Annotated in this window: 14 protein-coding genes and 3 pseudogenes; 5 read left to right on the top strand and 12 right to left on the bottom strand. The window is 46.6% G+C overall.

Annotation, left to right across the window (positions count from 1 at the left end; genetic code table 11):
* Positions 1-132: 132 nt before the first annotated feature.
* Positions 133-546, top strand: a complete 414-nt coding sequence (locus AC0C66_RS08680) for a hypothetical protein (protein ID WP_072181831.1) — start codon at positions 133-135, stop codon at positions 544-546.
* Positions 547-581: 35 nt separating this feature from the next.
* Here AC0C66_RS08680 and fdhA read toward each other — a convergent pair whose 3' ends face one another.
* The 6 genes from fdhA to AC0C66_RS08650 form a co-directional block, all read right to left on the bottom strand.
* Positions 582-1,808: a formaldehyde dehydrogenase, glutathione-independent gene (gene fdhA, locus AC0C66_RS08675; RefSeq protein ID WP_461845853.1), complete on the bottom strand. Its 1,227-nt coding sequence runs from the start codon at positions 1,806-1,808 to the stop codon at positions 582-584.
* Positions 1,809-1,870: 62 nt separating this feature from the next.
* On the bottom strand, positions 1,871-2,041 hold the full coding sequence (locus AC0C66_RS08670; RefSeq protein WP_072181829.1) for a hypothetical protein: 171 nt from the start codon (positions 2,039-2,041) through the stop codon (positions 1,871-1,873).
* A gap of 112 nt (positions 2,042-2,153) precedes the next feature.
* On the bottom strand, positions 2,154-2,405 hold the full coding sequence (locus AC0C66_RS08665) for a DUF2651 family protein (protein WP_332606610.1): 252 nt from the start codon (positions 2,403-2,405) through the stop codon (positions 2,154-2,156).
* A gap of 16 nt (positions 2,406-2,421) precedes the next feature.
* The gene (locus AC0C66_RS08660) at positions 2,422-3,582 is read right to left on the bottom strand and encodes a hypothetical protein (RefSeq protein WP_072181827.1); all 1,161 of its coding nucleotides are present in this window, start codon (positions 3,580-3,582) and stop codon (positions 2,422-2,424) included.
* A 10-nt stretch (positions 3,583-3,592) separates the two neighbouring features.
* Positions 3,593-4,330 (bottom strand): YiiX/YebB-like N1pC/P60 family cysteine hydrolase, encoded by a 738-nt coding sequence (locus AC0C66_RS08655; RefSeq protein WP_072181826.1) that lies wholly within the window; start codon positions 4,328-4,330, stop codon positions 3,593-3,595.
* Between the two features lie 155 nt (positions 4,331-4,485).
* Positions 4,486-4,956: a GNAT family N-acetyltransferase gene (locus tag AC0C66_RS08650; protein WP_072181825.1), complete on the bottom strand. Its 471-nt coding sequence runs from the start codon at positions 4,954-4,956 to the stop codon at positions 4,486-4,488.
* A 110-nt stretch (positions 4,957-5,066) separates the two neighbouring features.
* On the opposite strand from AC0C66_RS08650, the gene rapG reads away from it, so the two are divergent.
* Positions 5,067-6,164, top strand: a complete 1,098-nt coding sequence (gene rapG / locus AC0C66_RS08645; RefSeq protein WP_014115832.1) for a response regulator aspartate phosphatase RapG — start codon at positions 5,067-5,069, stop codon at positions 6,162-6,164.
* Entirely contained in the window at positions 6,165-6,281 is a 117-nt protein-coding gene (locus AC0C66_RS08640; RefSeq protein ID WP_003219133.1) for a Phr family secreted Rap phosphatase inhibitor, read from the top strand.
* Positions 6,282-6,316: 35 nt separating this feature from the next.
* Here AC0C66_RS08640 and rocF read toward each other — a convergent pair whose 3' ends face one another.
* The 3 genes from rocF to rocD all read right to left on the bottom strand — a co-directional run bounded on the left by rocF (position 6,317) and on the right by rocD (position 10,113).
* Positions 6,317-7,207: an arginase gene (gene rocF, locus AC0C66_RS08635; protein ID WP_014115833.1), complete on the bottom strand. Its 891-nt coding sequence runs from the start codon at positions 7,205-7,207 to the stop codon at positions 6,317-6,319.
* Positions 7,208-7,280: 73 nt separating this feature from the next.
* Entirely contained in the window at positions 7,281-8,684 is a 1,404-nt protein-coding gene (locus tag AC0C66_RS08630) for an amino acid permease (RefSeq protein WP_014115834.1), read from the bottom strand.
* A gap of 223 nt (positions 8,685-8,907) precedes the next feature.
* Positions 8,908-10,113 (bottom strand): ornithine aminotransferase, encoded by a 1,206-nt coding sequence (rocD, locus tag AC0C66_RS08625; RefSeq protein WP_061187132.1) that lies wholly within the window; start codon positions 10,111-10,113, stop codon positions 8,908-8,910.
* A 240-nt stretch (positions 10,114-10,353) separates the two neighbouring features.
* Between rocD and rocR the strand changes: the two genes are divergently transcribed.
* Positions 10,354-11,742, top strand: coding sequence for an arginine utilization regulatory protein RocR (rocR, locus tag AC0C66_RS08620; RefSeq protein ID WP_014115836.1), 1,389 nt, complete (start codon positions 10,354-10,356; stop codon positions 11,740-11,742).
* 2 nt (positions 11,743-11,744) lie between these two features.
* Here the strand turns inward: rocR and AC0C66_RS08615 are convergent.
* Positions 11,745-12,155 (bottom strand): annotated as a pseudogene (locus AC0C66_RS08615) (sensor histidine kinase); the annotation flags it as partial.
* On the opposite strand from AC0C66_RS08615, the pseudogene AC0C66_RS08610 reads away from it, so the two are divergent.
* Positions 12,155-12,301 (top strand): annotated as a pseudogene (locus AC0C66_RS08610) (PepSY domain-containing protein); the annotation flags it as partial. The pseudogenes AC0C66_RS08615 and AC0C66_RS08610 sit on opposite strands and share 1 nt — an antisense overlap.
* Here AC0C66_RS08610 and AC0C66_RS08605 read toward each other — a convergent pair.
* Positions 12,298-12,427 (bottom strand): annotated as a pseudogene (locus tag AC0C66_RS08605) (hypothetical protein). The pseudogenes AC0C66_RS08610 and AC0C66_RS08605 sit on opposite strands and share 4 nt — an antisense overlap.
* A 20-nt stretch (positions 12,428-12,447) precedes the next feature.
* A complete protein-coding gene (gene htrC, locus AC0C66_RS08600) occupies positions 12,448-13,653 on the bottom strand; it encodes a serine protease HtrC (protein WP_061187129.1) in 1,206 nt (401 codons plus the stop codon).
* Between the last annotated feature and the right edge of the window lie 43 nt (positions 13,654-13,696).

Here is a 13,696-nt window from a genome sequence, read left to right as displayed (position 1 = left end):
ATAACCTATTTATTCACATGTTAGTAGTGCTTCGGGCTGAGTTTTATCCACAATTCGACAAACAAGCTGTTGATGACTCTATTTCGCCCGTATATTAGTTTGGATGTAACCGATGTTTGGGGAGGTCTGCATTTGCGCTCCAGATGGATTTGGCTTTTTGTGATCATGTTGCTGCTTGCTGGGTGTCAGCCGTCTTATTGGGTATTAGAGAAGGATCGAATCGGTGAAGGCAGTCCAGACCTAGAAATATACGCTAATTATCTTCAAATGCATGATGACGTAAAAGGGTATCAAGTCTTCACCGTTTTAGAAGGCAGAAAGATGGTGATTGTCTCTCTCGGAAGCAGCGAGAAGGATAAGAAGCTTGAGGTGTCAGGCGTCAAATACTCGCCTAAAGAAACGATTGTAACTGTGAAGCGGAAACCTGCTTCCAAAGCAAATGAGAAAAACCCTTATATTCTGATTGGACTGGACAAAATCGAAGAGGAATTCATCGTACAGGATGAAATGGGAAGTCGATTTGAAGAAACAGATTACCAGCAATAAAGCCGGCGTTCAACTGAACGTCCGGCTTTTTCTTTTCACTTCAGCGTTCCATGCGGGTCGATGACGAATTTTTTGGCTGCGCCTTTGTCGAAGTCGCTGTAGCCTTTTGGTGCGTCGTCCAGAGAGATAACGGTGGCGTTGACGGCTTTTGCGATTTGCGCTCTGCCGCTCAGAATCGCTTTCATCAAATTGCGGTTGTAGGTCATGGCGGGTGTTTGTCCAGTGACGAAGGTATGGGCTTTGGCCCAGCCGAGTCCGAAACGGATCTTTAGAGAGCCTGTTTTAGCTTCGGCATCCTTTGCACCGGGATCTTCGGTCACGTATAAGCCTGGAATGCCGAGGCTTCCGCCGACCTGAGTGACGTCCATGATCGAGTTCAGCACGGCGGCTGGCGCTTCCCCTTGGTTGCCGTGTCCGGATGCTTCAAAGCCGACACAGTCCACTGCGGCATCAACGGTTGGTTCACCTAGTATTTGTTCAATTTGCTCGCCGAGGCGGTCGTGTTTTTGTACGTTGACCGTTTCACAGCCGAAGCTTCTCGCCTGTGCCAGTCTGTCTTCGTTCAGATCGCCGACAATCACGGTAGAGGCACCAAGGAGCTGAGCGGAGTGTGCAGCTGCCAAGCCGACAGGACCCGCTCCCGCGATGTAAACGGTTGAACCTGTTTGCACGCCCGCTGTGTAAGCTCCGTGGAAGCCGGTCGGGAATATGTCGGACAGCATGGTCAAATCGAGAATCTTTTCTAACGCCTGTTCTTTATCAGGGAACACCAAAAGCTGAAAGTCAGCGTACGGCACCATGACGTATTCAGACTGGCCGCCGACCCAGCCGCCCATATCGACGTAGCCGTAAGCCGATCCCGGCCGGTCCGGATTAACATTCAGGCACACATGCGTTTTTTGCGTTCTGCACATCACGCAACGCCCGCAGGCAATATTGAAAGGAACGGATACGATATCGCCTTTTTTGATAAATTCAACATCACGCCCCGTTTCAATGACTTCTCCGGTAATTTCATGCCCGAGCACCAAGCCTTCAGGCGCCGTTGTGCGGCCTCTGACCATATGCTGGTCGCTCCCGCAAATGTTGGTTGTAATGACTTTGAGAATTACCCCATGCTCACATTTTCGATTCACATTCGCCTTCGGGACGCCGGGCCCGTCCTTCAAGATTAACTCCGGATAACCGATATCCTCCACCGCTACAGTCCCTTTGCCTTTGTACACAACCGCTTTGTTTCCAGTCAACGCCATTCCTCCCATTCATGTTTTTGGACTCTTCGCCCTAGCACATGACTTCGGTTCGGCATGACCCTTTCCCTGTTTTACGCTTGTTTTTTCTGCATTCTTAAAACAACAAAAATGCCAAGAGTGCAGCCGATAATGGTTCCGATGAGGTCAAACCAGTCCGCTTTTCCTCCATTCAGCAGGAACACAACAGCCGTCGAGATTATGCCGATGATCACTGCCAGAAGAATGACCCGTTTGGTGTGCATGTAATTCCTCCTTTACATTCGTTTCCTATACCTTACCCGCAGTTAATTGCAGACTCATACATATATATGTATCAAAGAAAAAGAGACTTCACCAGTCTCTTTTTAAGCAGCTCTAGTTGAAAAAACATTTCCTGAGAAATAATGTGACAACACTGGTTACTAACGCAATTGCCGTATAGAGTACAACCCAAAACATGAAAGAACTGTTGCCCGAAGCTAACGTAAACAACAATATCAAACTCGCGATAAGGACAATGAGCGGCGCCACCCAAAATCTCTTAAATAAAAAATGACCCGCTATACCAAATACACCTGCGATGATCGGAAAACCAAATACGATAAATAACACAGCGATGGCTCCCATACTAACCTCCTTGCCCTTAAAACCCCTTCATCACCTCAAAATCATACAGCTTCAAATGACTCTTCGGCGTCACGACATCCTTTACCTTCCTAATCTCTTTTTCTTTCACTTTCTTTCCGGTTTTCAGGCTGTATTGTTCAATGGTTGCAGGCTGGTTGTAGGTGTACGTGAAGAAATAGAGGCTGTTGTCTTTTAGGGTGATTTCTTTGAAATCAGCTTTCATTTTTTCCGGCGAAAGGTTGAATGCATTGCTTGTTTTTCCTGTCTTTGCATCGATTTTATATACCTTTCCGAAGCCGTCAATGAAGTACAGGTACCCATAAGAGAAGAAGCTTTTTTTGAAGCTGAAGGGCATGGAGCTGTATATCGTTTGTTCATCGTTTTTGTATTCGGCGATGTCATGAAGCTCTACTTTTCCGCTTTTCTTGTTGATCTTGACCATTTGATAAAGATTGCGCGCCTTTTGGCCGCGAATCATGGCATAAACAGCTTGGTCGTCCACAGCAAGCTGGGATTCGACTGAGGCTCCTTCCCGGTACTGCCATTCTGTTATGGTGTGATAGGTGAGCTTCCTCTGATCTGCTTGAATCTGAAGGAGCTGATAGCCTTTTTCGTCATCTGTCGGAACGAGTGCGTAAATGGCGCCGTCATGAAAACCGGAGGCCCGGATGTAGGAGGGGATGATATCTTTTTTCCACTCTCCGTCCATCTGGCGGTACAGCTCTGAGCGGTATCCGTCTCCTTTTTTGTCGTAACCGGAGTTGTAGAGTGTGTAAAAGCCGTTCGTATTTTGCAGAAAGCCCGCGCTGTCACCTGTGTGCTGATAGGCTCTTTTATAGGAGCGCAAGCCATTTTTGATCGTGAAAATCGTGTTTTTATCCTCCAGCATCACACTGTCGCCGTGTACCTTGGCTGACCCTAGCTCAAGGCCCTTCATCTTAAATGAAGACAGCGACCCGTCTTGGCTGATAAACAGGGCATAGCTTTTCCCGCCGCCAAATGCATCTTGATCCGCAGAGGATGAGAAATACAGCAGGACTTCTTTATCAACAAGAAAATCGGGGTCTCTGAGATCCTGCTGACTCACGGCTTTATGGCTTTTGAGAGGAGAAATGAAGACAAATAGTGCGACTACTGCGAGAATCAGCATGGCAATGGTGATCATCCACTTTTTCATATCCTTCTCCTTAGTAAATGGTCATGATGGTTGTCGTATACGAAGAGCTTGTGATGTCGCGCGGATATACGCCTAAGCCTCCATTGCTGTCTATATCAATGCCTGCTTTCAGTAAAAATGCAGACCATAGGAGCTTCGAACAGTTTTTCGCGCCGTCATGGCCGGTATTTCTATTATTGACGAAGTTAAATGAGTATGGGTCGCCGACTCTTGATACCGCCCAGTCGGCAGCGGATGTTTTCTTTGAAGAAGTGACATTGACTGTCTGTACGATGGAGTTATCTTCCACGTCTCTGGCATTATAAGCGATCTGCCTGACGCCGTCGCTCGGAACAGATTCAACAATTTTGTCAGCGGCGGAGTACATGCCGACGTGGCCATGATTATAGTAGGCTGTGTAGGAGTTGGTGTAATAGATATTGCCTTTCGCGCTTGTCGGGAGTTTTTTCGTGCCGGATGAGCCGCCCATGATAGACATGCCGCTTTCCTTGGCAAGCCGGTCTCCTTCAGCTTTATCAGCTGTGATTTCCTTATAGAACTGTTCTAGAATAACGTCTTGCTTTACGTGCTGCTGTTTGGCAATCTGGCTGGCGGATTTCATGATCTCTTCCGGTGTCGTGCCTGGCTGCAGTGCGGCGATTTCTTCAGCATAGTTTGTGGTCTTTACGGCTTTGGCGGGAGAAACAAACAGGCCGCCACACATTGTAAGCGCTACCAAAAACATTGACAACCGTTTCTTCAACTTCATTACATCTCCTCTTTTCTTGTGAATGTAGGAAAGGTGATTTCCTCACCCACATTATATTAGGAAAATAAGGAAAGTAACTAGGTTATTTACAGAATTTTTAGAAATCATTTACAGAAGTCTGTCCGCAAAAAAAAGCCTTTTTCAGGCCCTTTTTATTAAAGCTTCTTGCTCATGACCACGTCCGTTTCTTGAAATCCGGTCCGCTCATATAGCTTCCGTGCTGTGTGATTATGGGCAAAGACGTGGAGGGACAGCTTCCGGATTCCCATGCTTCGTGCCGTCTGTTCTAAAGCCGTTAATGCTTGCTTTGCGTAGCCCTTGCCACGGTACGGTTCATATAACCCGAAATCGTAAATAAACGCTTCCTTCTGCGGATGCTCCGGCTCAGCATGTATCCAGAGCCAGCCAACGATTTCCTTTTCATTCAGCGTAAGGCTCCATAAATGATGATGGGGTGTTTCCAGCCCTCTCGGAAGCAGATCAGAAAAGGCCTGCTTAGACAAAAGCAATGCGTCTTCAGGCAGCCATGTTCCCGCCTTCACCTTTTCTTCCGCGTAATGCTTGGCCGTGTATGTGAGGTAAGACCGAAATTCTTCTGTCTGCATAGGGGTCAGCATGATTGTCATCTCATCTCTCCTTTATATATTGACTAGAGGATTTTACATAAAATAGAAAGAGGTGTTACTATCAGAATAAGCAACTGAGATTGATAAGTCACTAGAGAAAGGAGTTTCAAATGAATAAGATTGCACCCGCAGAAATCGCTAACATGCTCAACGATTGGTACCTTGCCATCAAGAAACATGAAGTTGAAGAGTCCTCCCGTTTATTTGAAGAAGTAAAGCCTTTATTGGATGACATGGAAGAGGATCAGGAGGTTCTTGCCTACTTCTCCTTGCTGGAACTGCGACACAAGGTTTTGCTTCACGAGGCGAGAGGACAGGGCTTTCAGCATGAGGAGCCTTCTCATATGAATGCTACGTCTGACATGCTGAAATATTACTTTTTTCTGTTTGAAGGCATGTATGAGGCCTATAAGAATAATTATGACATTGCCATTGGGCTGTATAAAGATGCAGAGCAGTATCTCGACAACATTCCCGATCCGATTGAGAAAGCCGAATTTCACCTGAAGGTCGGAAAGCTCTATTATAAGCTGGGACAAAATATTGTGTCCCTCAACCATACACGGCAAGCAGTTAAAACGTTCAGGGAAGAGACCGATTATAAAAAGAAACTGGCTTCAGCGCTGATCACCATGTCAGGCAATTTTACCGAGATTGGGCAGTTTGAAGAAGCTGAAACATATTTGGACGAAGCAATTCGGATCACGAGAGAATTAGAGGATCATTTTTTTGAAGCCCAGCTTTTGCATAACTTCGGCCTTCTTCATGCGCAAAGCGGCAAGTCCGAAGAGGCGGTCTCTAAATTAGAAGAGGCCTTACAGAACGAAGAATACGCCTGCTCTGCCTATTACTATCATTCTGTCTACTTGCTCATACGAGAGCTGTTTAAGATCAAAAAGAAAGAACAGGCCTTATCTTATTACCAAGATGTGAAGGAAAAATTGACTGCTGAGCCGAATAGAATATGTGAGGCAAAAATAGACATTTTGTATGCCATTTATGCAAAAGGAGGTCATGCGGAAACGTTTCACTTATGCAAACAATATATGGATGATTTGGTGTCCGAGAAAGAGTATGACAGTGTAAGAGAACTTTCCATTTTGGCTGGAGAACGGTATAAGGAGCATGAGCTTTACAAAGAAGCTGCCCACTTTTTTTATGAAGCATTACAAATTGAAGAACTCATCAAACGAACGGAGGTTATATAAATGAAAAAATTTCTGATTGGTGCAGGCGTCGCAGCGGTGATTTTATCAGGATGGTTTATTGCAGATCATCAAACCCATTCACAGGAGATGAAAGTCGCTGAGAAAATGATTGGATAAATGAAAAACCCCCGCGGGATGCGGGGGTTTTCTTATTACAGCAACTTTTTCCCTAGCAGGGATTCTACGAGCTCTACTGCTGTTTGGCCAGTCTTGTTTTCGTGATCAAGAATCGGGTTGACCTCAACGAATTCAGCTGAGGTAATGATACCTGCGTCATACAGCATTTCCATAGCCAGGTGGCTCTCCCGGTAGCTGATACCGCCCACGACAGGGGTTCCGACACCCGGTGCGTCGTTTGGATCAAGTCCGTCCAGATCAAGGCTGAGATGGACGCCGTCACATGCTGATAAATAATCAAGGGTTTCTTCGATCACCTTTGTCATGCCGAGACGGTCGATTTCGTGCATCGTGTACACCTTCATGCCGCTTTCCTTAATATACTTACGCTCCCCTTCATCAAGTGACCGGGCGCCGATGATGACGACGTTTTCCGGTTTGATTTTAGGTGCATAGCCTTCAAGCTTAACCAGTGACTCGTGGCCGATGCCGAGGCTGACGGCAAGCGGCATGCCGTGAATATTTCCTGATGGTGATGTTTCAAGTGTATTCAGGTCGCCGTGCGCGTCATACCAGATGACGCCGAGATTATCGTAATGCTTCGCTGTGCCTGCCAGCGTGCCGATCGCAATACTGTGGTCGCCGCCTAGGACAAGCGGGAATTTTTTCTCTTCGATGACTTTGTTGACCTTTTGAGCGAGCTTTTCATTTCCCGCCAATACGGAATTTAGGTTTTTTAATTCTTCATCGTTTTTGATTTTTTCGCGGCTGATCGGAATGTCACCGAGATCTTCAACCGTATAGCCCATGTCTGACAGCCTCTCGATCAAATGGGCGTACCGGATGGCACTCGGTCCCATGTCCACTCCGCGTCGTGCTTGTCCTAAATCCATTGGCATTCCAATAACCGAAATCGTTTTATCCATCTGTGATTCCACCTCAACATATAAGATAATGTCCTATGCGGGTTATAACAAAGATGACTTGCGGACAACGTTTTTAAAGCTCTAGCTGACGATTTGCCTGCTGGCGTTTTTTAATGACGACATGATAAATGATGTAGCAAATGACCATAAACGGTATGCCGCAATACAGCGCGATACGCTGCTCTGGATCAAATGCAAGGCTGATGAGAACGACCGTATTTAACGTCAGGCCAACCAGCGGAAGCACTGGATACAGCGGTGTTTTGAATTTCAGGTCTTCTGTCTTGCCGCCTTCACGGATATATTTGCGTCTGAACATGATTTGGGAAAGCGAAATCGTAATCCAGCCGACCTGTGCGCTCATGCCCGCCAATGATAATAGCACCATATATACGGTTTCAGCCTGCGCAAATTTTGTCAGAAGTGACAGGCAGGCCACAGCCATCGTTACGATTAACGAGTACATCGGCACACCGCGTTGATTTGTTTTGCCCAGCGCTTTGAAGGCCTGTCCTTCATTCGCCATCGCGTACAGGATACGTGTCGATGCGTATAAACCTGAATTCGCAACAGATAAGAGCGCAATCAATATAACAAAGTTCATGATATCAGCAGCATACGGGATTCCGATTTGCTCAAATACGACAACAAACGGACTTTCCACGACTCCAGCCTGTTTCCACGGAATCATGCCGGCAATGACAACGATGGAAAGAACAAAGAAGACAAGTGTTCTCCATACTGTCTGTTTGATGGACCGCGGAATTGTTTTTTCAGGGTCTTCACTTTCTCCTGCTGCAACCCCGATCAGCTCAGTTCCCTGAAACGCAAAGTTCACGGTAATCATCGTAATCAGCATTGCCTTTATGCCGTTCGGAAATAACCCGTCTTCATAAAAATGTGTCAGAAACGGCGCCTGCTCTCCACCCTTCAGGTTAATCAGGCCAAACATGGCAGCTCCGCCGAGAATAATAAATAAAAGGATAATCAAGATTTTAATCCCGGAAAACCAAAATTCAGATTCTGCAAAGGCTTTCGCGGTTATCGCATTTAGTAAAAACATCAGTGCCGCAAATACAAGACACCAAATCCAGACCTCCACATGCGGAAACCAACGCTGCATCAGCTGTCCCGCTGATAAGAATTCAATAGCGCATGTAACTGCCCAGCCGAGCCAGTACAGCCAGCCGAATGCAAACCCGAAGGCCGGGCTGATAAATTTTGTCGCATAGGTCTGAAAGGACCCCGACACAGGAAAGGCGACCGCCAGCTCCCCTAAGCAAAGCATGGTCAAAAACATGATAAAGCCGCCCACTAAATAGGACAGAACCGCGCCGAGCGGTCCCGCCTGGTTAATGGTAAATCCGGTTCCAAGGAAGAAACCGGTTCCGATCACTCCGCCCAATGAAATCATGAACAAGTGGCGTGATTTCATTGTCCGCTGGAGCTGATTTCCGTTATCTTGGTTTGTATTCACATTCTGCACCCCTTCAGCAACTTGTATTGGATCTAAGCTGGAACATCTACATGGTGCGTATCCCAGTTTGCTGTCCAAAGAGTCTCTATCTATTTAATATAAAATTCACTTCTTCTCATAAAGATACATTATACTAAAATACTGTAGCTGAGCAAATAGGGAGTGCTTATTTTTCTGTTGTAAATTTATACAAACGAAGTGAATATCCCGCCATGGTGCGGAATTATGCGTTTTGCAGCACGTGCTTAATTTTCTCTATCGCCCAATCTAAATCCTTTTTGGAAATGATTAATGGCGGTGCAAAACGAATGACTGTATCATGCGTTTCCTTGCATAAAAGCCCTTCTTCCTTCAAACGCTCACAATAAGGGCGTGCGGCTTCTGTCAATTCCACACCGATAAACAGCCCTCTGCCGCGGACTTCTTTAATGATAGGGTTGTCAATGCTCTCAAGTTCGCTTTTAAAGTATTCGCCAAGCTCAAGAGAACGATCCGCCAGCTTTTCATCCTCCAGCACTTCCAATGAGGCGATAGACACTGCACAGGCAAGCGGGTTTCCGCCAAATGTGGAGCCGTGTGAGCCAGGGTTAAACACGCCTAAGATCTCGCGGTCCGCCGCAATGCAGGAGATCGGGAACACACCGCCGCCTAGCGCTTTACCCAAGATGTACATATCCGGAACAATGCCGTCCCAGTCACAGGCAAACGTCTTGCCTGTACGTCCAAGACCCGTCTGAATTTCATCAGCAATAAACAGAACATTCTCTTCCTTACAAATCGCCGCCGCTTCCTGCAAAAACCCTTCAGGCGGAATGACAATGCCCGCTTCGCCTTGAATCGGTTCGAACAAGAATGCCGCTGTATTCGGCGTAATCGCCTGACGAAGCGCTTCCGCATCTCCGTACGGAATTAATTTGATTCCCGGAAGCATCGGGCCGAATCCTCTTTTATATTCCTCTTCAGAAGAAAGAGATACCGCCAGCATCGTCCGGCCGTGGAAGTTCCCGACACATGCGATAATTTCCGCTTGATTGTCGGCTACGCCTTTCACTTCATAAGCCCAGCGTCTTGCCGCTTTCACCGCAGATTCAACCGCTTCAGCTCCTGTATTCATCGGCAGAATCATCTCTTTGCCCGTTAGTTTAGCTGTTTTTTCGTAAAAAGGCCCAAGCTGATCGTTGTGAAACGCGCGTGATGTGAGGGTGATTTTATCAGCCTGATCTTTCAATGCCTGAATAATTTTCGGGTGTCTGTGACCCTGGTTTACCGCAGAATAAGCACTCAGCATATCCATATATTCATTGCCTTCCGGGTCCTTTACCCAAGCACCCAGCGCTTCAGAAATGACAATCGGGAGCGGGTGGTAATTGTTGGCTCCATAATGAGACGTCTGATCAATAATTTCTTTGGATTTAGATAAAGCTGGCATATTTGAATTCCCCCTTGTTTTCTGTTTCAACATGTTATCCTGCTTTCCCTTTTTATAAATGCAAGTTCTGTGCCAAATCAAGATTTCGTGTGTTTTCTACAAATTTCTTGGACAAGGTGCAAAAACATTCAGATATTTCGAGCAAAAATTTCAGCAAGTGCAAAATTCTTTTGCATATCCTCTCCATTCTTTTATAAAATAGAAGCAATATTAAGAAAATAATTGAGGGAGGTTCATACAGTGGTCAAAGACAGCGAGTTCCTCACGTTAGTGTTTCAAAGCATTTTGGATGAAATCGATGTTGGCCTGCACGTGGTAGACGAGCACGGAAACACGATCGTTTATAACAATAAAATGATGCAAATTGAAGATATGGAGAAGCATGACGTCCTGAATAAAAACCTGATGGATGTGTTTATGTTTTCAAAACAGCAGGACAGCACGCTTGTACAGGCCCTTCAGGAAGGCAAAACGATTAAAAACGTCAAACAGAGCTATTTCAATAATAAAGGGCAGGAAATAACGACGATTAATCATACATATCCCATCGTCAAGGACGGCAAGATCAGGGGCGCAGTCGAAATTGCCAAGGATGTGACAAAGCTTGAACGGCTGATCAGGGAGAATATGAACAAAAAAGGCAACACAACCTATACGTTTGACAGCATTCTCGGCACCAGTCCGGCCATTCAAGACGTCATCGAAAACGCCAAGCGGGCAACGCGGACGTCATCATCTGTCCTTCTCGCAGGCGAAACCGGCACTGGAAAAGAGCTGTTTGCGCAAAGTATCCACAACGGCAGCGATCGTTCAGGAGGCCCGTTTATTTCACAAAACTGCGCGGCACTGCCAGACAGCCTTGTGGAAAGCATTTTGTTTGGAACGAAAAAAGGCGCGTTTACCGGCGCTGTAGACCAGCCCGGCCTGTTTGAACAAGCGCATGGCGGCACGCTGCTGTTAGATGAAATCAACTCGCTGAATCTCAGTCTTCAGGCGAAGCTGCTGCGCGCCCTTCAAGAACGGAAAATCAGGCGCATTGGTTCGACAAAGGATACACCGATTGACGTGCGTATTATTGCCACGATGAACGAAGACCCGATTGATGCGATTGCGGGCGAACGAATGCGGAAGGACTTGTATTACAGGCTAAGCGTCGTGACGCTCATTATCCCACCGCTTCGGGAACGAAAGGAAGACATTTTGCTTCTCGCGTCGGAGTTCATCCAGAAAAACAACCACCTGTTCCAAATGAATGTCGAACACATCAGCGAAGATGTGAAGCAATTTTTCCTATCCTACGACTGGCCGGGAAATATACGTGAGCTTGAGCATATGATCGAAGGCGCAATGAATTTCATGACGGACGAGCAAACGATTACGGCTTCTCATCTGCCCTATCAATACCGCATGAAAATCAAGCCGGCTGACATCCCGGAGCCTGAAACACCAAGACACCAGCCGGCCGCGGACTTAAAGGAAAAAATGGAGAGCTTCGAAAAATACGTGATTGAGAACGTGTTAAGAAAACACGGCCATAACATCTCGCAAGCTGCTCAGGAGCTTGGCATCAGCAGACAAAGCCTCCAATACAGGCTGAAGAAATTTTCTCAACCGCCTGCCGAATCATAACCCTATTCCGGCGCAGGAAGCCTGATCAGAAAAACAGTGCCTCTGCCGATTTCACTTTTTACTTCAATCGTCCCATTGTGGCTGTCGATAATCGACTTCGTAATGGCAAGCCCCAGTCCCGAACCTCCATATTTTCGGGAGCGGGATGGGTCTGCCCTGTAAAACCGGTCAAATAAATGCGGCAAATGCTCCGGCGCGATGCCTGTGCCGTTGTCCGCTATCATCAGCATAACGCCATCATGGTCTTTTTGCAGCGAGATGGTGATAGCGCCGGTTTTCTCATCTGTATACTGCACCGCGTTGTAAGCCATATTCAGAATGACCTGTTTCATTCTATCCTGGTCAAACACCGCTTCAGCGTGATCCTCAAGCAGCAGCTGCAGTTTTCTTTCTTTCGCAAGCAGACTGAGCTGCGGCGAACAAATGCAAAGGTACAGTCAAGTCTTCTGCATTGAAGAAAGAGAACGGCATCTATGTGTACATCATTAAAATCACAGCCAGCAACCACACAGTACAAACCATTAAAGTCAATGCTGAAAACGGAAGCATTTACAGTTAACAGGCATTGCCTGCTGTTTCACGTGTAACATCCATCTTGTATTTTTCTTCATATTCGATATATCCTTGTTCAACTGAACGGGCGTGACCCCCGTTCAGTTTTTTTGCATAAAAAACAGTCTGGCAACGGTGCCAGACTGTTTTTAGCTAACTTCCTAATTGATCTGCGGAGGAAAGCTTGATGTCAACGGATTTTTCTTTACCGCTGCGGTAAAACTTCACCTTCACCCGGTCACCGACTTTTTTCTGATAAAGCCGTTTCCGCAGATCAACAATATCATTTACTTTGTATCCGTCAAATTCCGTGATGACATCCAGTTCCTTCAGCCCTGCTTTTCCGGCAGGTGAGAAGGCATCTACACCCATCACAACCGCTCCATTGGTGACATCCTTAGGAAGCTTCAATGTTTCATCCCAATGATAGCTTGCAATATCGCTTAGCGATTTCATCTCAATGCCAAGGAACGGACGTTTGACTTTGCCGTATTTCTCTAAATCCTCTATCACAGGGATCACAAGCTTAGACGGAATCGACAGGCCAATCCCTTCAACCGCCGATTCGGCAATTTTCATTGAATTGATACCAATGACTTTCCCATCCATATTTAACAAAGCGCCGCCGCTGTTCCCAGGGTTAATGGCCGCATCTGTTTGCAGGACTTCTGCGTTCCAGTCAGGCTGTCCGTCATCGTTTGAATCCACAGGAATTGCCCTCTCCGTACCCGAGATGACGCCCTGTGTGACAGAACCTGCAAACTCAAGGCCTAACGGGTTCCCGATTGCGATAACCGGCTCACCAGATTGGACTTTATCTGAATTACCGAAGTCGGCGACTGCTTTAATTTTATCGCTTTTCACCCGTAAAACGGCAAGATCCATCAGCTGGTCACTGCCGACAAGTTCAGCCGATACACGCGAGCCGTCTTTCAAGCTGATTTCAATTTGGGAAGCGCCCTCGATGACATGATGGTTGGTCACGACATAAGCAGAGTTGTCATTTTTCTTATAGATGACGCCGGAGCCGCTCCCAGCCTCACCGCTCTCTCCCCAAATGTCTGATTTTTGGATGTTCACAACGCCGACAACGGCAGGCGACACATTGCTGACAATCTTGGTGACCGCATTGTTGACACTGACATTCACCGTCCTGATTGATTCCCGGCCATTGTTGTTGTTCTGCTGCTGATCTAAGGCACCCGTATCTAACCCTTCATTTGAAAAGTACGGCATGAGAAACGCCATTAATACGGCACCGACAATCACGCCAATCAGACTAGAAAGAAAATATCCTTTTTTGCTTCTCTTTGGCTGTTCAGGAGTAGTATGTTCTTCCTCACGATCGTAATCCACCATATTCCATCCTTTCCAAGAACGTTAATATGGTTATATTGTGGGT

Source organism: Bacillus sp. VA13 (assembly GCF_055710085.1).
Note: the sequence above shows the minus strand (reverse complement) of the source record. Positions and strands in the feature narration are given on the sequence as shown.